The following is a 23,981-nucleotide window of genomic DNA, read 5'->3' as shown; positions in this document are numbered from 1 at the left end:
CCCCCCGTCGCCGCCCGGAGAGCCGCATGCCGACTGATCTGTGGAGCTTCGCGCTCGCCACCTACGCCCGCCCAAACGTCGAGCGGACCTGCCTGCGCCTGCAGGAGGGCGGCGCCGATGTTTGCCTGCTGCTCTGCGCCCTGTGGCTGGAGCGGCGTGGGGTGGCCTGCGGCGAGGAGCGTCTTGGACAGCTGCGCGCCATCGCCGAACCCTGGCAGCGCCAGGTGGTGCAGCCGCTGCGCGAGTTGCGCCGTGGCTGGAAGACGGCGGCGGCGGACGACCCGCAGTGGACGCGTCTGCGCGAGCAGGTCAAGGCGCTGGAGCTGGAGGCCGAGCGCGAGTTGCTCGGGCGACTGGAAGCGGCGACCCGGAAATGGCAGGCCACGGACGAAGCCGTGGCCTGGTTGGAGCGCCTGGTGGTGAGCGAAGGCGAGGCGCGCGAGCTGCGCGCCGCCATCGACCCGGATTAAGCGCTGGGCGGAGTGCTGCCGTTGCCGCTGGTTGCGGCAGCGGTGGTCGCGGGTGCCGAGGTGGTGGTGCTGGCGGGAGTCGCCGGCTTGGCTGCCGCAGGTGTGGCGGGCTTGGCCGCGGGTTTGGCGACCGGCTTGGCGGCTGCCGGTTTGGCCGCGGCCGGTTTCTTCGCGGCGGGCTTCGCCGCCGGTTTTTCGGCTGCCTTGGGGGCAGGCTTGGCTGCGGCTTTGGTCGCCGGTTTTGCGGCTGGCTTGGCGGCCGGTTTTGCCGCGGGCTTGGAAGCCGGCTTGGCGGTGACGGCCTTGGCCGGCGCTTTGGCTGCAGCCGGTTTGGCCGTGGTCTTGGCAGCGGGTTTTGCGGCTGGTTTCGCTGTGGGCTTGGACGCCGGCTTGGCGGCGGTGGCCTTGGCCGGTGCCTTGGCTGCTGCTGGTTTGGCAGCGCTCTTGACTGCGGGCTTCGCTGCCGGTTTGGCGGCTGCCTTCGTGGCCGGCTTGGCCGCTGTGCTCTTGGCGGCAGGTTTGGCTGCGGCCTTGGTCGCGGGTTTCGCAGCTGGTTTGGTGGTCGCCTTGGCCGCGGGTTTCGCCGCCGGCTTGGTGGTGGCCTTCTTCGCGGCCGGTTTGCTGGCCGGCGTCGCGGCAGGCTTTTCCGTGGCGCGGCTGTCGAGGGCCTTGGCCGCGGCTTCGCGTACCTTGCCCACGCCCTGCGCCAGTTTCAGGCTCTGCTGGGCATCGCGCTTGAGCTGGACGATGTAGGTGCGGGTCTCGGCCTGGCGGGTCTTGACGCTGGCGAGCAGGTCTTCCAGTTCGGCCACCGCATCCTTCGCCTTGCTCTGGGCCTTGGCCTTGCCGGCCTTGACCGCGTCCTGCAGTTTGGTCCGGGATTCGTGGAGTTTTTCCTGCGCCTTGCCGCGCTGTTTTTCCAGCTTGGTCAGCAGTTCTTCGGCGTCGACCAGAGCCTGGGTGCAGGCCTTTTCCAAATGTTCGAGCAGGCTATGGGACAGTTGCTGAAGCAGATGCAAAGGGGTACTGACGGACTTCTTGTTCTTCGCCGGCATGATATGCCTCCTAACGGACGTTGGTGCCCCCATACTAGACGGCCGCCATCGCCGTCGCTAGGGCCTGTGAGGGCATCGGGCATAATCGCCGGCAAATTCCGCGGAGACTTCCACCATGCTGCGTCTTTCCCTGTTGTTGCTGTGCCTGTTTCCCGCCCTGTCGCCGGCCGCGAATCAGGACGAGGATCTGGCCTACAGCCTGGGTGCGCGGCTGGGTGAAAGGCTGCGTGGCGAGGTGCCCGGGCTGCCGCTGGAGGCACTGCTCGAAGGGCTGCGCCAGGCCTATCGGGGCGATGCGCTGCGTCTGCCGCCGGAGCGCATCGATGCGCTGCTCGATGCCCATGAGCGCCACCTTTCCGAGAGTCGCGACGAGCAGGCGCGAATGGCCGAGGGTCGCTTCCTGGCCACGGAGAAATCCCGCCACGGCGTGCGCGAACTCGAGGGTGGCGTACTGGTGCGCGAGCTGCGTCCCGGCAGCGGCAGAAAGCCGCAAGCGAGCAGCCGGGTGAAGGTCAGCTATCGCGGCGAGCTGGCCGACGGCAGCCTGTTCGACCAGAGCGAAGGGCCGCAGTGGTTCCGTCTCGGCGCGCTGATTCCCGGCTGGCAGACCGCGCTGCGGCAGATGCCGGTGGGCGCTCGCTGGCGCGTGGTCATTCCGGCGGCGCAGGCGTATGGCGAGGAGGGCGCCGGCGATCTGATCCCGCCGAACGCGCCGCTGGTGTTCGAGGTCGAGCTGCTGGACGTGGCCGACTGATTGCTCATGAAAATGGGCGGCGGGTAGGGCGGGTGAAACCCGCGTACTATCCCGCGGGTTTCACCCGCCCTACATGAAAAAGCCGCCTCGGAAGGCGGCTTTTTTCTGTTCGTGCGCAGCGCTCAGAGCGGTGCGGTCATGGCCTGGTGCTGGTGGGCGTTGTGCAGCACTTCGATGAGGCAGTCTTCCAGTTCAAAGCGCTCGTGCAGCAGTTGCCCCAGTCGCTTGAGCTCTCCATCGAGAGCGGCGCCATCGCGGTAGTCGCCACTGTCGCAACGGTCGTTGAACGCCAGCGCCACTTCGGTGATGGCCTCGATGCGCGGGTAAATCTGCTTGGCCAGTTCCAGACCGCGCTGATCGCCGAAGGCCTTGGCCTCGACCGTGAGCTGTTCGTAGACCTCGAAGTGGCCGGCCGACACGTAGTCGACCAGAATCTGGCAGAAGCGCTGTACGTCCTCGTTGTGGGTCGCGGCGCTCCCGGAGGCATCGCTGAGCGAGCCGAAGGCGCTCACCAGTTCGTGGCGTTCCTGCAGCCAGCGGTCGATCAGCTGGTGTACACCGCCCCAGCGTTCCTGGGCGTTCTGGCAGCTCTCGAGCATGATGTCCCTCACTTCCCTACTGGTGAATGCTGAATACGCCAGCCCCGAGGCATTTTATTGTCAGCTCGTGGATCCTCGGGGATCACCTCGTCGAGAACGGCGGATTACTGGCGAGGCGTCGGGCCAGAGTATGCCCACTCGGCGCGGGCATCAAGTCATCCCGGTCGGGAAAGGATTCAGCCGCGGCGCAGCAGCTGGAACAGGGCGAACAGGATCATGCCGATGAAGGCCAGCAGGCTCCATTCCGGCACGCTGAGACCGAACAGGGTCCAGGTCACTTCGGCGCAGTCGGCGGTGCCGTGGAACACCAGGCGCACGATCTCCTGCAGCGGCAAGGCCTCCATCATGAACTCCAGGCTCGGCAGGCAGGCTTCCAGCTGGTCGGCCGGTACGTTCTGCAGCCACACCTGGCGCGCCGCGGTGCCCGCGCCACCGGCGGCGAACAGCAGCGCCAGCACGGCGTACACCCGGCGGCCGATGCGCTGCGGACCGTGGATGGCGGCGATCAGGCAGACCAGGGCGAAGAGGATGACGAAGATGCGCTGGACGACGCACATCGGGCAGGGATTCAGGCCGACCACATGTTCCAGGTAGAGGGCTCCACCCATCAGGGCCAGGCAGCCGAGGAAGGCGAGCAGGAACAGGGAACGCGGGGTGGCGAGCGCCATGATGACTCCAAGCGGTACGGGAAAGGCGCCTACGGTAGAGGAAAGCCGGCAGGCCTTTCAAGGCGCGGGAGGGCTCTCCGTCAGCGGCAGGGCGCCGCATGTCAGGCTGCCGGCACGCTGCGGCCGCGCCATTGGGGGATGGCGCGGCCGCGCGATCAGTGGGCCGGTTGCGGCAGGGAGGGCAGGTGCTGTCCCTGCAGGACGAGCATTTCCTGCAACAGGCGGTTGCTCTCTTGCAGGTGGCCTTGGCTGGCCAGCAGGCGCGCCAGTTCGGCGCAGGTCTCGGGATTGCGGGAGAACTCCAGGCTGATCTCCAGGTACTCGCGGGCCTTGCCCCACAGTTCGTTCTGCAGGCACAGGCGGCCCAGGCTGAGCAGCAGCACCGGGTCCTGAGGATGCTGCTTGAGCAGGTCCTCGGCGGTTTGCAACTGGCGCCCCGGGTCGCGGCCGCGGACCTGGCCGTAGAGGCGCACCAGGCGGGTGTCGTAGTGGTGCTTGAGCGCCTTGCGCAGCGCTTCCTCGGCTTCTTCCTGGGCGCCCAGCGCGCGCAGCTGGCCGGCATAGGCGACCAGCAGCTCCGGGTTCTGGCGCTGCGATGAGGACAGCTGCTGCCAGGCCGAGGTGAGCGGCTGCAGGGCCAGTTCGCCCTGGTCCAGGCCGTGCTCTCCGGCGGTCTGCAACCGGGCGATCCAGACCTTGCGTTCCAGCTCGGCCAGCGCCTCGGCGTCCAGCACCTTGGCCTTCTTCAGTTCCGGCAGCAGGTCGAGCAGCGCCGCCCAGTCGCCGCGTTCGGCCAGGGCGCTCTGCAGCTGTTCCAGCACCAGGTGATGGTGGGGATGACGCTCGCGCATGGCCTGCAGGGTGTCCAGCGCGCCGGCCAGGTCGCCGCGCTCGCGCTGCAGCTCGGCATGGGTCAGGGCGATCGCCAGTTCGGCCTGGGGCTGGCGCTGCAGGGCGCTTTCCAGCAGGGCCTCGCTCTCCTCGGTGCGCCCCAGCTTCTGCGCGGCGCGTGCCGCGCCGAGGTAGTACATCAGCGGCTGACGGTCGCCTTCGGCGGCCAGGCGCAGGTGCCGGATGGCGCGCTCCCAGCGGCCCTCGATCAGGTCGAGCAGGCCCTTTTCCGCCGCCAGCCGGCTACGCCGCCCGCGCTGGCGCCGCGACCAGGGATTGACCAGCGAGCCGGACACCAGCAGCAGCCGGCTCAGCCAGCGCAGCGCCCACACCAGCAGCACGGCGAGGGCGATCAGCAGCAGGAACACCCACAGGCTGGATTCGTAGCGCAGGCCCTTCCAGGCGATCAGCACGTAGCCGCTGTGTTCGGCGATGGCCAGGCCGAGCAGGGTGGCCGCGGCCACCACCAGGATCAGGAGCAGGACAGCGCGGATCATTGTCCGTCCCCTTCGCTGGTGGCCTCGGCTTCGCCTTCGGGCGCGAGTTCGGCGGCCTCGCGGCGCTTGATGTAGGCCTGCAGGGTGCCGAGTGCGTCGTCCAGCCCGGGCAGGCGGGTCACCACCTGTTGCCCGGTCAGTTCGCCGATGCGTTTCTGCATCGCCTGCACGGCCTGGTTGTCGCGGTCGAAGTAGGTGTCCAGCACCTCGTTGGCCGAGGCCAGGGCGTGACGATAGACCTCCTGGTCGCCGTTGAGGGCGCCCCACTGGGCCTGTTCCAGCGCCAGCGCCAGGGTCAGGCGCACCTGGGCCAGGCTCTGCCCGGCCAGTTGCGGGCGCACGTCCTGGTCGGCGTGCAGGTCGATGCGCACGTAGCGCGACAGCTCCTGCCACAGCGTTTCCCAGCGGCTGCTGTCGCTGGCGTTGGCCGTGTCGGTGGTTTCCACCGGCAGGATGTACTCGGGCGCTAGCATCTGCAGCTGGGCAACCTGGTCGCGCAGCGCCGCCAGTTGCAGGAATAGGCCGGAGCGATCCACCTGCGGCAGGCCGCGCAGTGCCTCCAGCACCTTGATCAGCTCGCCGCGGGCGGCGAAGGCCTGCGGGTCGTTCTGTGCCCGCAGGATGTCGTCGGCGCCCTGCACCAGCGCCACCGCGCTGTCCACGTCCTGCAGGGCGGAGAGCCGCAGCATGGCCAGGCGCAGGAGGTGTTCGGCCTCGGCCAGGCGCCAGTCCTCGCGGCTCTTGCCGAGCAGGCCGGACAGGCTCTGGGACAGGCGCTGCTGCTCGCCCTGCAGGCTCACCAGCAGGTCGCGCTGGGTCGCCAGGTCGTCGGCGGTGGGCAGGCCGGCCAGGCGTTTCGCTACCCGGTCCTCGGTGTCCTTGACCCGGGCCTGGGCGGCGTCGCCGGCCTGCTGGAACTGGGTCAGCTGCTGCGCCGCCTGGTCCCGCTGCTGGTGCAGCTGCCAGGCGCTCCAGCCGGCCAGGCCGAGGGCGCCCAGGCCGATCAGCAGCGCCAGCCAGGCCGGGCCGCGGCCCTTAGCGCTGGGTGCGGCGGGCGGGGGAAGCGTCGGGGCTTGCGGATTCTGTTCGCTGATCTGGGGGGCTGTCTCGCTCACATGTCCTTCCTTTGCTTAGTGGGCCGGCGCCGGGTGGGCGCGCAGGGCCTCCAGAACCGCCGCGGCGCTGGCGCCGCGACAATCGATGACCTGCCGGGCGCCGGCCGCGCGGGCCATGTCGGCCACGCGCGGGCTGGGCACCAGCAAGGGTAGCTCAGTCAGCTCCGGCCAGGCTTCTGCAGCCAGCTGGCGGAGGTTGTCCAGGCCCTGCGCGCTGCTGACCAGCAGGGCGTTCAGGCGGGCGTCCTCGATCACTCGCACCAGCGTACCGGCAGGGTATTGAGGCTGCACACGGCGATAGAGTTCCAGATAGTCGACCGTCGCGCCAAGCCCGCGCAGGGTGTCGGCGATCAGTTCGCGGCCGCCCTCGCCGCGCATGATCAGCACGCGCGGGTTCGGACCTGCGAGGGCTGCTGCCAACTGCGGCAGGGCCAGCAGGGCCTCGCTGTCGTCGCCGCTATCCGGGCAGCAGGCGGCCAGGCCGTGGGGCGTCAGGTAGTCGTCGAGAATCCGTGCGGTGGCGGCGCCCACGCTGAACCAGCGCGGGTTGGTCGGCGGGCGTGGCCAGTGGCGCGCCAGCAGCGCCAGGCCCAGGCGCGCGGCCGGCTTGCTGACCACGACCACGGCGTCGTAGCGCTCCAGTTCGAGGAGGGTGGCGTGTTGCTCGGGCGACTCCGCCAGGGGCTCGGTCTCCAGCAGCGGCAGGCTGCGGCTGAACACGCCGGCCGCGGCCAGGGTGGCGGCCAGCGCCGCGCACTCGGCGGCCGGACGGGTCAGCAGCAGGCGCCAGCCGGTCACTCGCCGTACACCGCCCTGAGGATGGCCTCGGCGCCCTGGGCCAGGAGTTGCTCGGCCACCTGTTCGCCGAGGGCTTCGGCGTCGGCGCCACGGCCTTCGGCGCGCAGCAGCAGGCCGCCGTCGGGCTGGCCGACCAGGCCGCGCAGCCACAGTTGCTCGCCTTCGAGCAGGGCGTAGCAGGCGATGGGCACCTGGCAGCCGCCGTTGAGGCGCTTGTTCAGCGCGCGCTCGGCGGTGACCCGGGCGGCGGTCTCGGCGTGGTGCAGCGGTGCCAGCAGGGCGTGGATCTCGCTGTCGGCGCTGCGGCATTCGATACCCACGGCGCCCTGGCCGCCCGCGGGCAGGCTGTCGTCGACGCTGATCGAGGCGCGGATGCGCTCCTCGAAGCCGAGGCGGATCAGGCCGGCGGCGGCGAGGATGATGGCGTCGTATTCGCTGGCGTCCAGCTTGGCCAGGCGGGTGTTGACGTTGCCGCGCAGGAACTGGATTTTCAGGTCCGGCCGGCGCGCCAGCAGCTGGGCCTGGCGACGCAGGCTGGAGGTGCCGACCACGCTGCCGGCCGGCAGGGCGTCGAGGCTGTCATGGGTGTTGGATACGAAGGCGTCGCGCGGGTCCTCGCGCTCGCAGATGCAGAACAGGCCCAGCCCCTCGGGGAAGTCCATCGGCACGTCCTTCATGGAGTGCACGGCGATGTCGGCCTCGTTGTCCAGCAGGGCGGTTTCCAGTTCCTTGACGAACAGGCCCTTGCCTCCGATCTTCGCCAGCGGCGCGTCGAGTAGTTTGTCGCCCCGGCTGACCATGGGCACCAGGCTGACCACGAGGCCGGGATGGGCCTGTTCCAGGCGGGCTTTGACGTATTCGGCCTGCCACAGGGCCAGGGCGCTCTTACGGGTGGCGATGCGGATTTCGCGGGGCATGGGCAATTCCAGGAAACGGACTGCCGGCGATGATAGCAGGATGGTCGCCGGAAGCCGGCAGGCGGAACGCCGCAGGAGCGTCCGCCGCCTGCTTCAGAGGCTGTGCATCAGCTTGCGCACACCGGCCACGTGGCGCCGGCTGACGGTCAGGGCGTCGCCGCCCAGGCCCTTCAGGTAGAGCTGGAAATGGCCGAGCGGGGTGCGCTGCAGGCGCTCGATGCGCTCGCGGGCGACCAGGGCGTTGCGGTGAATGCGCACGAAGCGGTCGCCGAATTCGTCCTCCAGCGCCTTGAGCGGTTCGTCCAGCAGCACCTCGCCGCCTTCGTGGCGCAGGGTCACGTACTTGTGGTCGGCGATGAAGAAGATCACCTGTTCCAGCGGGATCAGCTCGATGCCCTTGCGGGTCCGCGCGCTGATGTGGCTGCGCGGGCCGGCGCCGTTGCCGCCGGCGGCCGGTCGGGTGAGGGCGGCGAGTTGCACGCGGTTGGGCCGCTCGGCCTTCTTCAGCGCGGCGGCGAGCGCCTCGGGGCGCACCGGCTTGACCAGGTAGCCGACGGCGCTGACGTCGAAGGCCTCCAGGGCGAATTCATCATGGGCGGTGCAGAAGATCACCGCGGGCGGCGCCTCGCGCTCGCAGAGTCTGGCCGCTACCTGCAGGCCGTCGAGGCCGGGCATGCGGATATCCAGCAGAATCACGTCCGGTCGCAGGCTGTCGACCAGCGCCAGCGCCTCTTCGCCATTGCTGGCCGAGGGCTCGAGGACACGGTAGCCGTCGAGTTCGCCGACCATGCGGGCCAGGCGCTCGCGGGCAAGGGGTTCGTCATCGACGATCAGCACATTCATATTGCTCGGGCTTCCTGCATGGGTCTCGAACAAGGATAGCGTAGACAGGTGAAGTGGCGCCCGTCACGGCGGTCCACGCTGAGACTCGCGCCAGGGCCGAAAAGTGCCGCCAGTCGCGCGTCGATGTTCACCAGGGCCTGCCGGGTGCCGCGCGACGGTTGCCGCTCGGCTTCTTCCTCGAAGGGGTTGCTCACGCAGAGCTGGAACACCCCGTTGCGGTATTCCGCTTCGATTCGCACCAGGCCCCCTTCGATGCGTGGCTGGATGCCGTAGATCAGCGCGTTCTCCAGCAGCGGCTGCAACGTCAGCTGGGGAATCGGCAGGTCCGGCGGCACGTCGTCCACCTGCCATTCCAACTGTAGCCGGTCGCCGAGGCGGTAGTGCTCGATCGACAGATAGCGCCGCGCCAGTTCCAGTTCGTCGCTCCAGGCGACCAGGTTGCCGGGCTTGGCCAGGCTGGCGCGGAACAGGTCGGAGAGGTCGAGCACCGCCTGCTCGGCCTTGACCGGGTCGATGGCCACCAGGCTGGCGATGCTGTTCAGACTGTTGAACAGGAAGTGCGGGCGGATGCGCGCCTGCAGCGATTCGATGCGCGCCTGCAGTTCGGCCTGCTGCTGCCGGCGCCACTGGCTCTGCAGGTAGAAGTAGCGCAGCAGCAGCGCCGACATGATCAGGCTGATCAGCGCATGGCGCAGGTACAGGTTGACCTCGCCGTCGCGCGGCAGCGGCCCGCCCAGTTCGTAGTGATCGGCCACCGCCGTGCAGCCCAGCGTCAGCGCCACCACCAGGGCGCAGCACAGGCAGCCGGCCAGCGCCGCGCGCAGGCGCGCCAGCAGCGGCCGCAGGCTGCACAGCAGGGCGGCGGAGAGCAGCACGATCCATTGCACGAACAGCGAGGTCAGGGCCAGGCGCACCCAGTTGAAGCCCTGCACCATCGGTTCGGAAAGCACCAGCACGAGCACCAGCAGTTCGGCCAGCAGCACCAGGCTGAGCAGCGCCTCGGGCTCGCACAGTTCCGGCAGGAAGAAGTCGTCGTGCGGGGCCTTGGTTCGTCCCCGGTTGAACCATTGAGTTTTCATCCGCGCAGTTTCCTTCCGCGCCAGCGAGGCGACAAGCCGGATCGCTCCGGCCGGAGCAAAACCGGCACCCAAATGCCGTTCGTCGCCGAAAACTGTGACGGAGCATGCAGATCGACCCGGTCTCGGTTTTCCCGGCAAGGCTGTTATCATCGGCATCCTGTCCGTTCCGCAGGCGCCGCGCCTGCCCAGTCCCGCGAGTTCTGCCATGAGCCTTGAGAAGACCAACCAGTCCTGGGGCGGCCGCTTCAGCGAGCCCGTCGACGCCTTCGTCGCCCGCTTCACCGCCTCCGTCGACTTCGACAAGCGCCTCTACCGCCACGACATCATGGGCTCCATCGCCCACGCCACCATGCTGGCCAGGGTCGGCGTGCTGAGCAACGAGGAGCGCGACGCCATCGAGGCCGGCCTGAAGCAGATCCAGGCCGAGATCGAGGCCGGCCAGTTCGACTGGCGCGTGGACCTGGAAGACGTGCACATGAACATCGAGGCGCGCCTGACCGACCGCATCGGCGTCACCGGCAAGAAGCTGCACACCGGCCGCTCGCGCAACGACCAGGTGGCCACCGACATCCGCCTGTGGCTGCGCGACGAGATCGACATCATCCTGGCCGAGATCACCCGCCTGCAGCAGGGCCTGCTCGGCCTGGCCGAGGCCGAGGCCGACACCATCATGCCCGGCTTCACTCACCTGCAGACCGCCCAACCGGTGACCTTCGGTCATCACCTGCTGGCCTGGTTCGAGATGCTCAGCCGCGACCACGAGCGCCTGGTCGACTGCCGCAAGCGGGTCAACCGCATGCCGCTGGGCTCCGCCGCCCTGGCCGGCACCACCTACCCGATCGCCCGCGAGATCACCGCCGAACTGCTCGGTTTCGACGCCGTGGGCGGCAACTCGCTGGACGGCGTGTCGGACCGCGACTTCGCCATCGAATTCTGCGCCGCCGCCTCGCTGGCGATGATGCACCTGTCGCGCTTCTCCGAGGAACTGGTGCTGTGGACTTCGGCCCAGTTCCAGTTCATTGATCTGCCGGACCGCTTCTGCACCGGTTCCTCGATCATGCCGCAGAAGAAGAACCCGGACGTGCCGGAGCTGGTGCGCGGCAAGTCGGGCCGCGTGTTCGGCGCGCTGACCGGCCTGCTGACCCTGATGAAGGGCCAGCCGCTGGCCTACAACAAGGACAATCAGGAGGACAAGGAGCCGCTGTTCGACGCTGCAGACACCCTGCGCGACAGCCTCCGTGCCTTCGCCGACATGGTCCCAGCGATCAAACCCAGGCGCGAGATCATGCGTGAGGCGGCCCGCCGCGGCTTCTCCACCGCCACCGACCTGGCCGACTATCTGGTGCGCAAGGGCCTGCCGTTCCGCGACTGCCACGAGATCGTTGGTCATGCTGTGAAGTACGGCGTCGAGAGCGGCAAGGACCTGGCCGAGATGAGCCTGGACGAACTGCGCCGGTTCAGCGACCAGATTGGCGACGACGTGTTCGCCGTGCTGACCCTGGAAGGCTCGGTCAACGCCCGCGACCACATCGGCGGCACCGCGCCCAATCAGGTGCGCGCCGCCGTGGCGCGTGGCAAGGAGCTGCTGGCGCAGCGCTGAGATGAGCGAGGCGGTGGCGCCGGGTCGGCGCATCTCGGTGGTCGGCTGCTCGGGCTCGGGCAAGACCACCCTGGCGCGCCGGCTGGCCCGGCAGCTGGGCTACCGCCACGTGGAGCTGGACGCCCTGTACCACCAGCCCGGCTGGCAGCCGCTGCCCACCGAGCAGTTCAAGCAGGTGGTCGGCGAGGCCCTGGAGGGCGAGGGCTGGGTGGTGGAAGGCAGCTATTCCGCGGTGCGCCCGCAGGTGCTGGAGCGGGCGGACATGGTGATCTGGCTGGACCTGCCACGGGTGGCGGTGATGCGCCAGCTGATCCCGCGCACGCTCAAGCGCCTGGTGCTGCGCCAGACCCTGTGGAACGGCAACCGCGAACGCTGGGCCAACCTGTTCCGCCTCACCCCCGAGCAGTCGATCCTGGCCTGGGCCTGGACCCGCCACCCGATCTACCGGCAGCGCTACGGCGAGGAAATGCGCACGTCACCGCCGTCCCGGCGCTACGTGCGGCTGGACTCGCGCCGGGCCGTCGAACGCTTCCTGGCGAGCCTGCCGACCCGCTAGCGCCCCTTTCATACATCTTCGGGAGACCCCGCATGTCCCTGCATATCCGTCCCGCCACGGCCGCGGACGCCGAGCTGATCCTGCGCCTGATCATCGACCTGGCCATCTACGAGAAGGCCGAGCACGAGGTGAAGACCGACGCCGCCGGCCTGCGCGACAGCCTGTTCGGCGAGGGCAGCACCAGCCACGCTCTGATCTGCGAGCGCGACGGCGAGCCGATCGGCTACGCCGTGTACTTCTTCAACTATTCCACCTGGCTGGGCAAACACGGCCTGTATCTGGAAGACCTCTACGTCGACCCGGCCCAGCGCGGCTGCGGAGCCGGCAAGGCGCTGCTGCGGCACCTGGCGCGGATCGCCGTGGAGCGTGGCTGCGGCCGCTTCGAGTGGTCGGTGCTGGACTGGAACCAGCCGGCCATCGACTTCTACCGCTCCTTCGGCGCCCGCCCGCAGGATGAGTGGACCACCTACCGGCTGACCGGCCAGGCCCTGGTCGACTTTGCCGCCTATTAAGGCGGCCGTCTGGCGCTAGGTGCTTGGGCTGGTAGCGGGGCTCACGTATGTTGGCGACTACTTTCGGCTGTAGTCAGGCTGCCTGCCATGCGCTCGCTATTCATTTCCCTCGCCTTGCTTTATCCGGCCTTCGCCTCGGCAGCTCCACTGGCCATTCCCGCCTACGTCAGCTGGCATCTGCAACTCAATGGCACGCTGCAGACACCTGATCGCCAGGTCTACGACATAGATCTGTACGATACCCCGACGCAGACCATCGCCAATCTCAAGGCGCAGGGCCGCATCGTCGTCTGCTACTTCAGCGCCGGAACCTGGGAGGATTGGCGCAGCGACGCCAAGCTCTATCCCAAGGCCGCCATCGGCAAGCCTCTGCCGGATTGGCCTGGCGAGCGTTGGCTGGACTACCGTCGCAGCGATGTGCGCTCGCTTCTGGCCAAGCGCCTGGACCTGGCGCGTAGCAAAGGCTGCAGCGGTGTCGACCCGGATAACGTGGATGGCTATGCCAACGATAACGGCCTCGCGCTGACCAGGGCGCAGCAGGTCGACTTCAACCGCTGGCTGGCTGCGGAGGCGCACAAGCGCGACCTCAGCGTCGGTCTGAAGAATGCCGTCGATCTGCTGCCGCAGCTGGCCGATCACTTCGACTTCGCGGTTAACGAGAGCTGTTACCGGTACGAGGAGTGCGGCGGTTACGCGGCCATGCGGAGGCAGGGCAAGCCGATCTTCATCGCCGAATACCGCGCCTACGACGCCAGGCTTTGCCGCAGTGCCAAGGCTTCGGGATTCGGCCTGCAGTTCTTCAACCTGGATCTAAAGGGTACCGGCAAGCCTTGCCCCTGAGCCTCAGGCCTTGCTCTTGAGGAAGGCCATGAAGCCGGCCATGCCGGCCGCCTTCTCCGCCGCGATGGCCTGCACGTGCGGGTTCTCCTGCAACCGGGCGAGCAGGTCGCGGGCGGCGGGAAAGTCCTCCAGCAGCTCGAAGCCGAGCACGCGGCTCGCCACTACCTCGGCCAGGTCGACGCTGTAGAGGAAGTACAGGTCGGCCAGGCTGAACCGCTCGCCTGCGACGTAGGGCGCGAAGCGGCCGTGGCGCTTGAGCGTGGCGATGCCGGCCTGCAGCTCGGCGCGGGCCTTGTCCTTGATCGCCGCATCCACCGGGTTGCGGAAGAACGCCTCCGGGTAGCAGGTGCGCGCCGGCAGTTCGATGTACAGCTCGATCTCCTTGACCAGCGCACGCACCTGGGCCCGCTCGTAGGGCGTGTCCGGCAGCAGCGGGCGGCCTTCGCCGAGCTCTTCCAGGTAGTCGAGGATGGCGCTGGTCTCGCTGATGTAGCCGTGCTCGGTCTCCAGCACCGGCACCTTGCCGCGCGGGCTGATGGCGAGGAAGGCCTCGTCCTGGCTGCCGTAGACGGTGGCCGTCTCGAATGCGAGCCCCTTCTCCAGCAGGGCCAGGTGAACCATGTTGTAGTAGTTGCTGACGGCGAAGCCGTGGAGTCTGAGCATGAGTCCGTACCGGGCAGGGAAAGGCTCTTTATAGCCCGGCCGGCCCGCAGGCGGCGCTCCATCAGACGGCTGAATGGCGCGACCTTCACCCGGCCGTGGCACACTGCCGGCCTGCTATCGAGGAGCCGCCATGAGCGAACACGACGACAACGACGAAGAAGCCTTCGCCGAGGCCACCCTGGTCCAGGCCATCGAGAACCAGCTCGAGGCGGACGATCCACCGGCGGCCAAGGCCGTCTACAACAAGCTGACCCTGGTCGGCTACGAACGCGAGGAAATCCTCGAACTGATGGCCCTGGTGCTCGCCCACGAGATCGACGCCATGCTGCGCGAGGACCGCCCCTTCGACCGCGACGGCTACGAGCAGATGCTGCGCGCCCTGCCGACCCTGCCGGAGGAATGATCCTCGTTTGACCAAGGTCTATTCCGTCGGCGCGATGCGGCTGCTAAGTTGACCGCATCCAGTTCCGGCGGGTGCATCTTGGACTTACGCGTATGGACTCTTTCTCCGGCGGCCTGCCTGCTGGCCCTGCTGCTCCTGGCCCCGGCGGCCCGGGCGGAGGAGGTCTATAACATCGGCGCCGAGGATGACTGGTATCCCTTCACTGCCTACCGCGACGGCCAGGTCCAGGGACTGTCGGTCGACATCGTGCGCGCCGCCTTCGCCGCCAGCGATACCCGCATCGAGCTGCTGCCCTATCCCTACGCCCGCTGCATGGAGCTGACCCGCACCGGGCAGCTGGCCGGCTGCTTCAACACCTCTCCCGATGCCCGCATCGTCGCCGAATACCGGCTGCCCAGCGAAGCGCTGTTCAGCGATGACATCTTGCTCTGGGCGAGGGCCGGCGCTGCGCCGGTCGAAACGCCCGAGGCCCTGGCCGGCCAGCGGGTGGCGGTGACCATCGGCTACGAGTACGGCAGCCGCTTCGACAGCGACCAGCGCCCCGTGCGCGTGCCGGTGCGCCGCGACCTCAACGGCTTCCTCATGCTGGACCGGGGGCGGGTGGACTACACCGTGGCCTTCCGCGGCACCGCCCAGGCGCTGTTCCAGCAGCACGCCGAGCTGCAGGGGCGCTTCGTGCCCGTCGCCACCGTCCACCAGCCGCAGCTGTACCTCAGTTTCTCCCGCCACCACCCGAGCGCGGAGCTGCTGCAGCAGCGCTTCGACGAGGGCATGCGGCGCATCCGCGCCGACGACCGCTACCGGCGGATTCTCGAACGCTGGCATCACGACGGCGCGGCGAACCGCGCCTCGGACGCTACACTCTGGAACACCCACTCCCATAACAAGAAAGCGGAGCAGACATGGCCTACACCCCGGAACTGATCGCGGAACTGGAAATCCTCGCCCTGTACAACCTCGACAACCACCAGGAGGGGCTCAAGGTGCACAACAACGCCTCCTCGCGCGCGCAGGCGGCCATCACCCGCCTGCACGAGAAGGGCCTGGTCACCCAGGCGGACGGCGGCTACCTTACCAGCCTGGGGCTGGACGCCGCCGAGCATGCCCAGGCGCTGCTGACCATCCTCTGCCCGCAGCCCGCCTGATCCCCCGCGAGGGTCGTCCCGCCCGACGGCGGACGGCCCCCGGCTGCTTCCCTTCAGCGGCGGTCGGCAGCCGCCGATACACTGGTCATGAACAGCTGCCAGGCGCCCTGCGCGCTGGTAGTCTTGCTGCCAATCACGCTTCGAGCAGTACATGACGCGCACCCAGGAAATCCGCCCGGACATTGCAGACGGCATCGACCGCAAGGTCATGGCGCAGCTGCGCGCGCGCTTCCTGAAGATCAACGGCGGGCGCCTGGACCGGGCCATGCAGGGGCTGTCGACGCGCCAGCAGTTGGTGCTCAAGCTGCTGCCGCTGCTGTTCCATGTGAACCACCCGCTGCTCCCGGGCTACGTCTCGGCCAGCGCACCGGCGGGGCTGTCCGGCTTCGAGCCGAGCGACGAACTGCTCGCCGAGGCCCAGCGCCTTACCCGCTCCTTCACCTACAAGGCGCGCCGCGGCGGCCCGCTGGTCGGCAAGCCGCCGACGCCGATCCACGGCCTGTTCCTGATGGGCAGCCTGGGCACGGTGGCCCAGGCCGAACAGAGCGACATGGACCTGTGGGTGTGCCACGACCCCGAGCTGGACCCTCGCGCTCTGGCCGAGCTGCGCCGCAAGTGCGACCTGCTGGAGGCCTGGGCCGCCACCCAGGGCGCCGAGGTGCACTGCTTCCTGATCGACCCGGCGCGCTACACCCAGGGCGACCGCGAGGCGCAGCTGACCTCCGACGACTGCGGCACCACCCAGCATTACCTGCTGCTCGACGAGTTCTACCGCACCGCCATCTGGCTCGGCGGGCGCACGCCGCTGTGGTGGCTGGTGCCGGTGTACGAGGAGGCCAACTACCGCGGCTATACCCACGCCCTGCTGAGCAAGCGCTTCGTCCGCGCCGACGAGGTGCTGGACCTGGGCCACCTGGCGCGCATCCCGCCGGGCGAGTTCATCGGTGCCGGCATGTGGCAGTTGTTCAAGGGCATCGACTCGCCCTACAAATCGGTGCTCAAGCTGCTGCTGACCGAGGTCTACGCCAGCGAGCACCCCCAGGTGGAGTGCCTGAGCCTGCGCTTCAAGAAGGCGGTGTACGCCAACCGCCTGGACCTGGACGAGCTGGACCCCTACATCGTGGTGTACCGCCGGCTGGAGGAGTACCTCACCGCCCGCGGCGAACTGGAGCGCCTGGAGCTGATCCGCCGCTGCCTCTACCTCAAGGTCGGCAAGAAGCTCAGCGTGCCGCCGCGGCAGCGCGCCAAGAGCTGGCAGCGCCTGCTGTTCGAGCGCCTCACCGGCGAGTGGCACTGGAGCCAGCGCGAGCTGGCCATGCTCGACAGCCGCAGCCAGTGGAAGGTGCGCCAGGTCAGCGCCGAGCGCCGGGCGCTGGTCAACGAGCTGACCTACAGCTACCGCTTCCTGTCCCAGTTCGCCCGCAATGAACAGGCCGCCAGCCCGCTCAACAACCGCGACCTCGGCGTGCTCGGCCGGCGCCTGTACGCCGCCTTCGAGCGCAAGGCGGGCAAGATCGAGTTCATCAACCCGGGCATCGCCCCGGACCTGGCCGAGGACACCCTGACCCTGGTGCGCAGCCCTAGCCCGGAGGCAGAAGGGGAGACCCAGTGGGGACTCTACCAGGGCAGCCTGAACAACCAGGAGTGGCCGGACTTCGCGCCGCTCAAGCGCGCCCGCCACCTGGTCGAGCTGCTCGCCTGGTGCCACCGCAACGGCGTGATCGACCCCAGCACGCGGCTGTCGCTGCACCCCGGCGACAGCGACCTGACCGAGTTCGAGCTGTCCAGCCTGCTCGGCAGCCTGCAGCAGAGCGTGCCGCTGCCGCTGCCGCCGGTGAACGAGGACTCCCTGCTGCACGCCGCCGAGCCCGCCGAGGTGCTGCTGCTGGTCAACGTCGGCATCGACCCGCTCAAGGCCCACAGCCAGCTCAACGTGCACCTGACCACCGGGCGCACCGACTCGCTGGGCTACTCCGGCGTGCGCGAGAACCTGGTGCTGACCCTCGACCAGATCAGCCTGAACAGCTGGAACGAGCTGATGGTCAGCCGCTACGACGGGCCGCATGCCCTGCTCGACTGCCTGCGCGACTACCTCAACGCGCTGCCGGAAAGCGGCCGTCGCCCCAGCCTGAAGGTGCGCTGCTTCTGCCGCAACCGCGCCCAGGCCATCGCCCAGCGGGTCGAGGAGTTGTTCCAGGACGCCCTGTCCAGCCTGGGCGACGTGCCCAACAGCCGCTACCTGCTGCAGGTGCAGCAGCGTTATCACGTCCTCGAACTGCTGCCGGGCCAGGTCAGCCACGCGGCCCTGAGCGACCTGCCGAGCCTGATCGAGCACCTGGGCGAGGAGCAGGCCGCCTACAGCCCGCTGCACTTGGACCGCCACGCCCTGGAGGGCGAGGACCTGGCGCTGATCCTGCCGCTGGGCCGGCCGCAGTGCATCCAGGTGTTCTACCGGGTGGATGGCGAGCAGGCCGAGCTGACGCTGCTGGACGAGTTCAACGCCCTGTGGCGTCAGCGCCTGCCGTTCCGCGACGAGCAGAGTCTGCTGACGCCGCTGCAGCGCTTCCTGCAGTCGGTGCTGTACCGGCGCAACGCGCTGCTGCCGCTGGACAGCCCGCTGCCGTCGGCGCCGCTGGAGGTGTTGTTTTACGAGGTGCTGCCGGCGCCGCCGCAGCGCGCCCGCCATCTGGAGCGCCGCGCGCCGCCGCAGGCGACTGCCAGCCATTCCTTCTATGACGTGCAGGCCATCGTCGAGCCGGCGGACGGCGGGCGGGCGCATGTCACCCTGTACTGCAACCACCGGGAGTTTTCCGAACTGGAATACGGCGCCGAGCTGTTCGGCGCCGTGGCCCGCCACATCCTGGCCCAGCGCCGGGGCGCGGAGCGCTATCCCTGCTACATCACCGACCTCGACCTGTCGCGGGTGCTGGGCGACGGCCAGGCGCAGACCATCCACTACCTGCGCTACAAGGCGGAACTGGAAGGGGCGTTGAACAGGGCGTTGCAGAGCGCCTGAGGTGGCAAGGCTGCGGTGCGCACGGCGCACCCTACGGGGTAGGGCGCACCGATCGCTTCTGCGGGCTACTGCGGCTGGGTCAGCTCCAGCACGCGGTCGACCAGCTTGTTGATGCCGGACGCGGCCTGGGCGATGGATTCGGCCAGCATGTAGGCCGGGGTGCTGACCAGCTTGCGCTCGGGGTCCTCGACGATGTCTTCCACCACGCACTCGGCATGGCGGCCGCCCATGGCCTTGAGGCCCTCCACGGCCGGGTCGTCCTCGGCGCCCAGGGTGCAGACCACGCCTTCGCCGTAGATCTTCGCCGCCAGGGCGGGGGCGATGCAGATCAGCCCCACCGGCTTGCCGGCCTGGGCGAAGGCCTGGGCGGCGGCCAGCACGTCCGGCTGGACGCTGCAGTTGGCGCCTTCCACGGCGAAGTTGGAGAGATTCTTGGCGACGCCGAAGCCGCCCGGCAGGATCAGCGCGTCGAACTGGTCGACCTTGAGCTCGCGCACGTCCAGCACGTCGCCGCGGGCGAGGCGCGCGGCCTCGGTGAGCACGTTGCGGGTCTCCGGCATTTCCTCGCCGGTGAGGTGGTTGATCACATGCATCTGCGCGATATTGGGGGCGAAGCACTGGACCTGGGCGCCGCGCTGGTCCAGGCGCAGCAGGGTGATGACGCTTTCGTGGATTTCCGCGCCGTCGTAGACGCCACAGCCGGAAAGGATGACCGCGACTCGTTTGTGCATGCTTTTCTCCAGAGGGACTCGATGCTTCATTGTGTCCGATAGCCCGCGACAGCGTCGAGCGACTGCCTGTCGCCAAATGCCACCCGGGCTGGCACCCGCCGCCGCGAACGGCGGGGCGGGCGGGTCTAGGATCAGCTTAGGTCAACCGCACCGTGCCGAACCATGAACCTGATCCTGCTTGCCGTACCCTTCTTCTTCCTGCTCATCGCCGCCGAGCTGCTCGCCGATCGCCTGCGCGGGGTCAGCACCTACCGCCTGGCCGACTCGCTGAACAGCCTCAGCGCCGGTGTGCTGTCCCAGGCCAGCGGCCTGCTGAGCAAGGCCATCGCCGTGCTCGGTTACGCCTTCGCCTACGAGCACCTGCACCTGACCGAGCTACCCGATGCGCCCTGGGTCTGGGTGCTGGCGTTCGTGTTCTACGACTTCTGCTACTACTGGAACCACCGCCTCGGCCACGAGCGCAACGTGCTCTGGGCGTCCCACGTGGTGCATCACCAGAGCGAGGACTACAACCTCACCACCGCGCTGCGCCAGACCAGCACCGGATTCCTCCTGGGCTGGGTGTTCTACCTGCCGATGGCCGTGGCCGGCGTGCCGCCGCTGGTGTTCGTCACCGTCGCCGCGCTGAACCTGCTGTACCAGTTCTGGGTGCACACCCGGCACGTGCCCAAGCTGGGCTGGTTCGAGTGGTTCTTCGTCAGCCCCTCCAACCACCGGGTCCATCATGCGCAGAATCCTGTCTACATGGACCGTAACTACGGTGGCGTGTTCATCCTTTGGGATCGCCTGTTCGGCACCTTTCAGGAGGAGCTGGACGAGCATCCGGTGGTGTTCGGCGTGACCGTGCCGCTGCGCAGCTGGAACCCGCTGTGGGCCAACCTGCAGTTCTACGCGCAGCTGTGGCGCGACGCCGTGCGCGCCGGCTCCTGGTGGGACAGGCTGCGCATCTGGTTCATGCCCACCGGCTGGCGCCCGGCCGACGTGGCGGCGCGCTGGCCCGTGGAGAAGCCGGACCTGGCCGCTTTCCGCAAGTTCGAGGTGCCGCTGTCGCGCGGCCAGAAGCTCTACGCCGCGCTGCAGTTCGCCACTTACGTGGCCGGCACCAGCGCCCTGCTCGCCGAGGCCTCGCAGCAGGGCCTGGGTGTGCTGGCCGGAGCGTGGCTGTGGGTGGCCTTCGGCCTCTACTGCATCGGCGCCTGGCTGGAGAACCGGCCGTTCGCCCGCGCGCTGGAGGCGCTGCGCCTGGTCCTCAACCTGCCGGCGCTGCTCTGGGCCCAGCAGGTCGGCCTGGTCGAGGCCGGCGGTCTGCCCTGGGCGCTGCTGGCGGCCTGGAGCCTGTTCAGCCTGGTCTGGCTGGCGTGGCCACGAGGGGCGCAGCCGCAGATGGCCTGACCGGCGCCAGGGAACTGCGGCCCCCCGTCGCAGTCTGGGTGTGGCAGTCATTATTTGGTCATAATGGCCGGGTACAACTGTCACACTCGCCCGCTGTGCGGGTTCTGGAGTCCGCCGTGAGCTTTACCCCCGCCAATCGCCTGTTCCCCGCCACCCGCCTGCGTCGCAACCGCCGTGACGAGTTTTCCCGTCGCCTGGTGCGCGAGAACGTGCTGACCACCGACGACCTGATCCTGCCGGTATTCGTCCTCGACGGTGAGAACCGCCGCGAGGCGGTCCCGTCCATGCCGGGCGTCGAGCGCCTGTCCATCGACCTGCTGCTCGAGGCGGCCGAACGCTGGTTGGCGCTGGGCATCCCGGCCCTGGCGCTGTTCCCGGTGACCCCGCTGGAGAAGAAGTCGCTCGATGGCGCCGAGGCCTGGAACCCGGACGGCATCGCCCAGCGCGCCATCCGCGCCCTGCGTGCCCGGTTCCCGGAACTGGGGGTGATCAGCGACGTGGCCCTGGACCCCTTCACCACCCACGGCCAGGACGGCATCCTCGACGACGACGGCTACGTGATGAACGACGTGACCGTGGACGCCCTGGTCAGGCAGGCGCTGTCCCACGCCGAGGCGGGTGCCCAGGTGGTGGCGCCGTCGGACATGATGGACGGGCGCATCCAGGCCATCCGCGAGGCCCTGGAACTGGCCGACCAGCACAACGTGCGCATCATGGCCTACTCGGCCAAGTACGCCAGCGCCTACTACGGCCCGTTCCGCGACGCGGTCGGCTCGGCCGCCAACCTCGGCAAGGCCAACAAGGCCAGCTTCCAGATGGACCCGGCCAACGGCGACGAGGCGCTGCACGAAGTGGCGGCGGACCTGGCCGAAGGCGCCGACATGGTCATGGTCAAGCCGGGCATGCCCTACCTGGACATCGTCTGGCGGGTGAAGGACACCTACCGGGTGCCGACCTTCGCCTACCAGGTCAGTGGCGAGTACGCCATGCACATGGCCGCGATCCAGAACGGCTGGCTGTCCGAGGCGGTGATCCTCGAATCGTTGACCGCCTTCAAACGCGCGGGTGCCGATGGCATCCTCACCTATTTCGCCGTACGTGCGGCAGAACTCTTGAACGAGGGGCGCTGAAGCCGCCCCAGGGAAGCAAGGCATGAATACCGAGGGACTCAGCAAGACCCAGATCGCCGACGCCCAGCTCGAGGTCGAGCCCCAGGCGCCGGAGGAAGTCGTGGCCGAGGTGGCCGCGCCCGAGCCGGAACCGGCCCCCGCGCCGCCGCCGCCGATCCCGGGCCTGGACGACAGCAGCCTGTACATCCATCGCGAGCTGTCCCAGCTGCAGTTCAACATCCGCGTGCTGGAGCAGGCGCTGGACGAGTCCTACCCGCTGCTCGAGCGGCTCAAGTTCCTGCTGATCTTCTCCAGCAACCTCGACGAGTTCTTCGAGATCCGCGTCGCCGGCCTGAAGAAACAGATCAATTTCGCCCGCGAGCAGGCCGGCGCCGACGGCCTGCTGCCCAGCCAGGTGCTGTCGCGCATCTCCGAGATCGCCCACGAGCAGGTCGAGCGCCAGTACGCGCTGCTCAACGACGTGCTGCTGCCGGCGCTGGCCAAGCATCAGATCAACTTCATCCGCCGCCGCCACTGGACCACCAAGCTGAAGACTTGGGTGCGCCGCTACTTCCGCGACGAGATCGCGCCGATCATCACGCCGATCGGCCTCGACCCGACCCACCCGTTCCCGCTGCTGGTGAACAAGAGCCTCAACTTCATCGTCGAGCTGGAGGGCGTCGACGCCTTCGGCCGCGACTCCGGCCTGGCCATCATCCCGGCGCCGCGCCTGCTGCCGCGCATCATCCGGGTGCCCGAGGAAGTGGGCGGGGCGGGGGACAACTACGTGTTCCTGTCGTCGATGATCCACGCCCACGCCGACGACTTGTTCCACGGCATGAGCGTGAAGGGCTGCTACCAGTTCCGCCTGACCCGCAACGCCGACCTCTCGGTGGACGCCGAGGACGTCGAGGACCTGGCCCGCGCCCTGCGCGGCGAGCTGTTCAGCCGCCGCTACGGCGACGCCGTGCGCCTGGAAGTGGCCGACACCTGTCCCAAGCACCTGTCGGACTTCCTGCTCAAGCAGTTCAACCTCAGCGAGAACGAGCTGTACCGGGTCAACGGCCCGGTCAACCTGACCCGCCTGTTCAGCATTACCGGGCTGGAGAGCCACCCGGAGCTGCAGCACACCTCCTTCACCCCGGTGATTCCCAAGCTGCTGCAGAACGCCGAGAACATCTTCAGCGTGGTCGGCAAGCAGGACATCCTGCTGATGCACCCGTTCGAGTCCTTCACCCCGGTGATCGACCTGCTGCGTCAGGCCGCCAAGGACCCCAGCGTGCTGGCGATCAAGCAGACCCTGTACCGCTCCGGCGCCAACTCGGAAATCGTCGACGCCCTGGTGGAAGCGGCGCGCAACGGCAAGGAGGTCACCGCGGTGATCGAGCTGCGCGCGCGCTTCGACGAGGAATCCAACCTGCAGCTGGCCAGCCGCCTGCAGGCAGCCGGCGCCGTGGTGATCTACGGCGTGGTCGGCTTCAAGACCCACGCCAAGATGATGCTGATCCTGCGCCGCGAGAACGGCGAGCTGCGCCGCTACGCCCACCTCGGCACCGGCAACTACCACGCCGGCAATGCCAAGCTGTACACCGACTACAGCCTGCTGACCGCCGACGAGGCGCTGGGCGAGGACGTGTCCAAGCTGTTCAACCAGCTGATCGGCATGGGCAAGACCCTGCGCATGAAGAAGCTGCTGCACGCGCCCTTCACCCTGAAGAAGACCCTGCTCGACATGATCGCCCGCGAGGCGCAGTTCGCCAGCGAGGGCAAGCCGGCGCACATCATGGCCAAGGTCAACTCGCTGACCGACCCGAAGATCATCCGCGCCCTGTACAAGGCCAGCCAGATGGGCGTGCGCATCGACCTGGTGGTGCGTGGCATGTGCTGCCTGCGGCCGGGTGTGCACGGCGTGTCGCACAACATCCACGTGCGCTCCATCGTCGGCCGCTTCCTCGAGCACAGCCGCATCTACTACTTCCTCAATGGCGGCGACGAGCAGCTGTATCTGTCCAGCGCCGACTGGATGGAGCGCAACCTCGACAAGCGGGTGGAGACCTGCTTCCCGATGGAAGGCAAGAAGCTGATCACCCGGGTCAAGAAGGAGCTGGAGAGCTACCTGTCCGACAACACCCAGGCCTGGGTGCTGCAGCCGGACGGCCGCTACCAGCGCACCAGCCCCACCGGCAACGCCAACCCGCGCAACGCCCAGGCGGCGCTGCTGGAGAAACTGACCGCGCCGCAGGTGCGCTGAGCCAGGCGAGTAGACGGAAAGGGGAGGCATTTGCCTCCCCTTTATTCATGCGATGTCTCGTGTCTGCCCCTGTGGGA

General features: G+C 68.6%; 24 protein-coding genes. 13 read left to right on the top strand and 11 right to left on the bottom strand.

Annotation, left to right across the window (positions count from 1 at the left end):
* Nucleotides 1–26 precede the first annotated feature (26 nt).
* Nucleotides 27–470: a TIGR02444 family protein gene (locus tag N5D30_RS20535; RefSeq protein ID WP_279910478.1), complete on the top strand. Its 444-nt coding sequence runs from the start codon at nucleotides 27–29 to the stop codon at nucleotides 468–470.
* On the opposite strand, the gene N5D30_RS20530 is transcribed toward N5D30_RS20535, so the two are convergent.
* On the bottom strand, nucleotides 467–1,525 hold the full coding sequence (locus N5D30_RS20530; RefSeq protein ID WP_279910477.1) for an AlgP family protein: 1,059 nt from the start codon (nucleotides 1,523–1,525) through the stop codon (nucleotides 467–469). The two genes, N5D30_RS20535 and N5D30_RS20530, sit on opposite strands and share 4 nt — an antisense overlap.
* Nucleotides 1,526–1,640: 115 nt before the next feature.
* On the opposite strand from N5D30_RS20530, the gene N5D30_RS20525 reads away from it, so the two are divergent.
* Nucleotides 1,641–2,279 carry an FKBP-type peptidyl-prolyl cis-trans isomerase gene (locus tag N5D30_RS20525; RefSeq protein WP_279910476.1) on the top strand — a complete coding sequence of 213 codons (639 nt, stop codon included), beginning with the start codon at nucleotides 1,641–1,643 and terminating at the stop codon, nucleotides 2,277–2,279.
* 122 nt (nucleotides 2,280–2,401) lie between these two features.
* Here the strand turns inward: N5D30_RS20525 and rsd are convergent, their stop codons facing one another.
* The 8 genes from rsd to N5D30_RS20485 all read right to left on the bottom strand — a co-directional run bounded on the left by rsd (nucleotide 2,402) and on the right by N5D30_RS20485 (nucleotide 9,686).
* On the bottom strand, nucleotides 2,402–2,878 hold the full coding sequence (gene rsd, locus N5D30_RS20520; protein WP_279910475.1) for a sigma D regulator: 477 nt from the start codon (nucleotides 2,876–2,878) through the stop codon (nucleotides 2,402–2,404).
* 176 nt (nucleotides 2,879–3,054) lie between these two features.
* Nucleotides 3,055–3,546, bottom strand: coding sequence for a disulfide bond formation protein B (locus N5D30_RS20515; RefSeq protein WP_220812493.1), 492 nt, complete (start codon nucleotides 3,544–3,546; stop codon nucleotides 3,055–3,057).
* 155 nt (nucleotides 3,547–3,701) lie between these two features.
* Nucleotides 3,702–4,934 carry a heme biosynthesis HemY N-terminal domain-containing protein gene (locus N5D30_RS20510; RefSeq protein WP_279910474.1) on the bottom strand — a complete coding sequence of 411 codons (1,233 nt, stop codon included), beginning with the start codon at nucleotides 4,932–4,934 and terminating at the stop codon, nucleotides 3,702–3,704.
* Nucleotides 4,931–6,049 (bottom strand): uroporphyrinogen-III C-methyltransferase, encoded by a 1,119-nt coding sequence (locus N5D30_RS20505; protein ID WP_279910472.1) that lies wholly within the window; start codon nucleotides 6,047–6,049, stop codon nucleotides 4,931–4,933. Before N5D30_RS20505 ends, N5D30_RS20510 begins: the two co-directional genes overlap by 4 nt.
* A 15-nt stretch (nucleotides 6,050–6,064) precedes the next feature.
* Nucleotides 6,065–6,847, bottom strand: coding sequence for a uroporphyrinogen-III synthase (locus N5D30_RS20500; protein ID WP_279910471.1), 783 nt, complete (start codon nucleotides 6,845–6,847; stop codon nucleotides 6,065–6,067).
* Nucleotides 6,844–7,764 (bottom strand): hydroxymethylbilane synthase, encoded by a 921-nt coding sequence (hemC, locus tag N5D30_RS20495; RefSeq protein WP_279910470.1) that lies wholly within the window; start codon nucleotides 7,762–7,764, stop codon nucleotides 6,844–6,846. Before hemC ends, N5D30_RS20500 begins: the two co-directional genes overlap by 4 nt.
* A 93-nt stretch (nucleotides 7,765–7,857) precedes the next feature.
* The gene (locus tag N5D30_RS20490) at nucleotides 7,858–8,607 is read right to left on the bottom strand and encodes a LytTR family DNA-binding domain-containing protein (RefSeq protein WP_220812488.1); all 750 of its coding nucleotides are present in this window, start codon (nucleotides 8,605–8,607) and stop codon (nucleotides 7,858–7,860) included.
* A complete protein-coding gene (locus N5D30_RS20485) occupies nucleotides 8,604–9,686 on the bottom strand; it encodes a sensor histidine kinase (RefSeq protein WP_279910469.1) in 1,083 nt (360 codons plus the stop codon). Before N5D30_RS20485 ends, N5D30_RS20490 begins: the two co-directional genes overlap by 4 nt.
* Before the next feature lie 205 nt (nucleotides 9,687–9,891).
* Here N5D30_RS20485 and argH point away from each other — a divergent pair, with 205 nt between their 5' ends.
* The 4 genes from argH (at nucleotide 9,892) to N5D30_RS20465 (ending at nucleotide 13,194) form a co-directional block, all read left to right on the top strand.
* Nucleotides 9,892–11,286 carry an argininosuccinate lyase gene (argH, locus tag N5D30_RS20480; RefSeq protein WP_279910468.1) on the top strand — a complete coding sequence of 465 codons (1,395 nt, stop codon included), beginning with the start codon at nucleotides 9,892–9,894 and terminating at the stop codon, nucleotides 11,284–11,286.
* A gap of 1 nt (nucleotide 11,287) precedes the next feature.
* Complete coding sequence (locus N5D30_RS20475) at nucleotides 11,288–11,842, top strand: AAA family ATPase (RefSeq protein WP_279910467.1); 555 nt, start codon at nucleotides 11,288–11,290, stop codon at nucleotides 11,840–11,842.
* A 32-nt stretch (nucleotides 11,843–11,874) separates the two neighbouring features.
* Entirely contained in the window at nucleotides 11,875–12,354 is a 480-nt protein-coding gene (locus N5D30_RS20470; protein ID WP_279910466.1) for a GNAT family N-acetyltransferase, read from the top strand.
* A gap of 87 nt (nucleotides 12,355–12,441) precedes the next feature.
* Nucleotides 12,442–13,194, top strand: a complete 753-nt coding sequence (locus N5D30_RS20465; protein WP_279910465.1) for an endo alpha-1,4 polygalactosaminidase — start codon at nucleotides 12,442–12,444, stop codon at nucleotides 13,192–13,194.
* 3 nt (nucleotides 13,195–13,197) lie between these two features.
* Here N5D30_RS20465 and N5D30_RS20460 read toward each other — a convergent pair whose 3' ends face one another.
* Nucleotides 13,198–13,857, bottom strand: a complete 660-nt coding sequence (locus tag N5D30_RS20460) for a glutathione S-transferase (RefSeq protein WP_279910464.1) — start codon at nucleotides 13,855–13,857, stop codon at nucleotides 13,198–13,200.
* 130 nt (nucleotides 13,858–13,987) lie between these two features.
* On the opposite strand from N5D30_RS20460, the gene N5D30_RS20455 reads away from it, so the two are divergent.
* From N5D30_RS20455 to N5D30_RS20440, 4 genes are all read left to right on the top strand, one after another.
* The gene (locus tag N5D30_RS20455; RefSeq protein WP_279910463.1) at nucleotides 13,988–14,260 is read left to right on the top strand and encodes a hypothetical protein; all 273 of its coding nucleotides are present in this window, start codon (nucleotides 13,988–13,990) and stop codon (nucleotides 14,258–14,260) included.
* A gap of 117 nt (nucleotides 14,261–14,377) precedes the next feature.
* On the top strand, nucleotides 14,378–15,184 hold the full coding sequence (locus N5D30_RS20450) for a transporter substrate-binding domain-containing protein (protein ID WP_347881207.1): 807 nt from the start codon (nucleotides 14,378–14,380) through the stop codon (nucleotides 15,182–15,184).
* Nucleotides 15,163–15,405 carry a TIGR02647 family protein gene (locus N5D30_RS20445; RefSeq protein WP_220812481.1) on the top strand — a complete coding sequence of 81 codons (243 nt, stop codon included), beginning with the start codon at nucleotides 15,163–15,165 and terminating at the stop codon, nucleotides 15,403–15,405. Before N5D30_RS20450 ends, N5D30_RS20445 begins: the two co-directional genes overlap by 22 nt.
* Before the next feature lie 151 nt (nucleotides 15,406–15,556).
* A complete protein-coding gene (locus N5D30_RS20440; protein WP_279910461.1) occupies nucleotides 15,557–18,421 on the top strand; it encodes a class I adenylate cyclase in 2,865 nt (954 codons plus the stop codon).
* A gap of 65 nt (nucleotides 18,422–18,486) precedes the next feature.
* Here the strand turns inward: N5D30_RS20440 and elbB are convergent, their stop codons facing one another.
* The gene (elbB, locus tag N5D30_RS20435; protein ID WP_279910460.1) at nucleotides 18,487–19,152 is read right to left on the bottom strand and encodes an isoprenoid biosynthesis glyoxalase ElbB; all 666 of its coding nucleotides are present in this window, start codon (nucleotides 19,150–19,152) and stop codon (nucleotides 18,487–18,489) included.
* 162 nt (nucleotides 19,153–19,314) lie between these two features.
* Between elbB and N5D30_RS20430 the strand changes: the two genes are divergently transcribed.
* The 3 genes from N5D30_RS20430 (at nucleotide 19,315) to ppk1 (ending at nucleotide 23,904) form a co-directional block, all read left to right on the top strand.
* Nucleotides 19,315–20,544 carry a sterol desaturase family protein gene (locus N5D30_RS20430; protein ID WP_279910459.1) on the top strand — a complete coding sequence of 410 codons (1,230 nt, stop codon included), beginning with the start codon at nucleotides 19,315–19,317 and terminating at the stop codon, nucleotides 20,542–20,544.
* 116 nt (nucleotides 20,545–20,660) lie between these two features.
* Nucleotides 20,661–21,674, top strand: coding sequence for a porphobilinogen synthase (hemB, locus tag N5D30_RS20425; RefSeq protein WP_279910458.1), 1,014 nt, complete (start codon nucleotides 20,661–20,663; stop codon nucleotides 21,672–21,674).
* 22 nt (nucleotides 21,675–21,696) lie between these two features.
* Nucleotides 21,697–23,904: a polyphosphate kinase 1 gene (gene ppk1, locus N5D30_RS20420; protein ID WP_279910457.1), complete on the top strand. Its 2,208-nt coding sequence runs from the start codon at nucleotides 21,697–21,699 to the stop codon at nucleotides 23,902–23,904.
* Nucleotides 23,905–23,981 lie beyond the last annotated feature (77 nt).

It is taken from the genome of Pseudomonas sp. GD03875 (assembly GCF_029840585.1).
Classification (GTDB): Bacteria; Pseudomonadota; Gammaproteobacteria; order Pseudomonadales; family Pseudomonadaceae; genus Aquipseudomonas; species Aquipseudomonas paralcaligenes.
This window is presented reverse-complemented; position numbering and strand designations above follow the sequence as displayed.

What these genes read in the sequence shown, in the direction of transcription:
- N5D30_RS20430 (WP_279910459.1), top strand. Translation starts at nt 19,315, where the DNA reads ATGAACCTGATCCTGCTTGCCGTACCCTTCTTCTTCCTGCTCATCGCC.
- N5D30_RS20465 (WP_279910465.1), top strand. Translation starts at nt 12,442, where the DNA reads ATGCGCTCGCTATTCATTTCCCTCGCCTTGCTTTATCCGGCCTTCGCC.
- N5D30_RS20475 (WP_279910467.1), top strand. Translation starts at nt 11,288, where the DNA reads ATGAGCGAGGCGGTGGCGCCGGGTCGGCGCATCTCGGTGGTCGGCTGC.
- N5D30_RS20460 (WP_279910464.1), bottom strand. Translation starts at nt 13,857, where the DNA reads ATGCTCAGACTCCACGGCTTCGCCGTCAGCAACTACTACAACATGGTT.
- N5D30_RS20525 (WP_279910476.1), top strand. Translation starts at nt 1,641, where the DNA reads ATGCTGCGTCTTTCCCTGTTGTTGCTGTGCCTGTTTCCCGCCCTGTCG.
- N5D30_RS20530 (WP_279910477.1), bottom strand. Translation starts at nt 1,525, where the DNA reads ATGCCGGCGAAGAACAAGAAGTCCGTCAGTACCCCTTTGCATCTGCTT.
- ppk1 (WP_279910457.1), top strand. Translation starts at nt 21,697, where the DNA reads ATGAATACCGAGGGACTCAGCAAGACCCAGATCGCCGACGCCCAGCTC.
- N5D30_RS20455 (WP_279910463.1), top strand. Translation starts at nt 13,988, where the DNA reads ATGAGCGAACACGACGACAACGACGAAGAAGCCTTCGCCGAGGCCACC.
- N5D30_RS20440 (WP_279910461.1), top strand. Translation starts at nt 15,557, where the DNA reads ATGACGCGCACCCAGGAAATCCGCCCGGACATTGCAGACGGCATCGAC.
- rsd (WP_279910475.1), bottom strand. Translation starts at nt 2,878, where the DNA reads ATGCTCGAGAGCTGCCAGAACGCCCAGGAACGCTGGGGCGGTGTACAC.
- N5D30_RS20535 (WP_279910478.1), top strand. Translation starts at nt 27, where the DNA reads ATGCCGACTGATCTGTGGAGCTTCGCGCTCGCCACCTACGCCCGCCCA.
- elbB (WP_279910460.1), bottom strand. Translation starts at nt 19,152, where the DNA reads ATGCACAAACGAGTCGCGGTCATCCTTTCCGGCTGTGGCGTCTACGAC.
- N5D30_RS20485 (WP_279910469.1), bottom strand. Translation starts at nt 9,686, where the DNA reads ATGAAAACTCAATGGTTCAACCGGGGACGAACCAAGGCCCCGCACGAC.
- N5D30_RS20510 (WP_279910474.1), bottom strand. Translation starts at nt 4,934, where the DNA reads ATGATCCGCGCTGTCCTGCTCCTGATCCTGGTGGTGGCCGCGGCCACC.
- N5D30_RS20490 (WP_220812488.1), bottom strand. Translation starts at nt 8,607, where the DNA reads ATGAATGTGCTGATCGTCGATGACGAACCCCTTGCCCGCGAGCGCCTG.
- N5D30_RS20445 (WP_220812481.1), top strand. Translation starts at nt 15,163, where the DNA reads ATGGCCTACACCCCGGAACTGATCGCGGAACTGGAAATCCTCGCCCTG.
- argH (WP_279910468.1), top strand. Translation starts at nt 9,892, where the DNA reads ATGAGCCTTGAGAAGACCAACCAGTCCTGGGGCGGCCGCTTCAGCGAG.
- N5D30_RS20470 (WP_279910466.1), top strand. Translation starts at nt 11,875, where the DNA reads ATGTCCCTGCATATCCGTCCCGCCACGGCCGCGGACGCCGAGCTGATC.
- hemC (WP_279910470.1), bottom strand. Translation starts at nt 7,764, where the DNA reads ATGCCCCGCGAAATCCGCATCGCCACCCGTAAGAGCGCCCTGGCCCTG.
- N5D30_RS20515 (WP_220812493.1), bottom strand. Translation starts at nt 3,546, where the DNA reads ATGGCGCTCGCCACCCCGCGTTCCCTGTTCCTGCTCGCCTTCCTCGGC.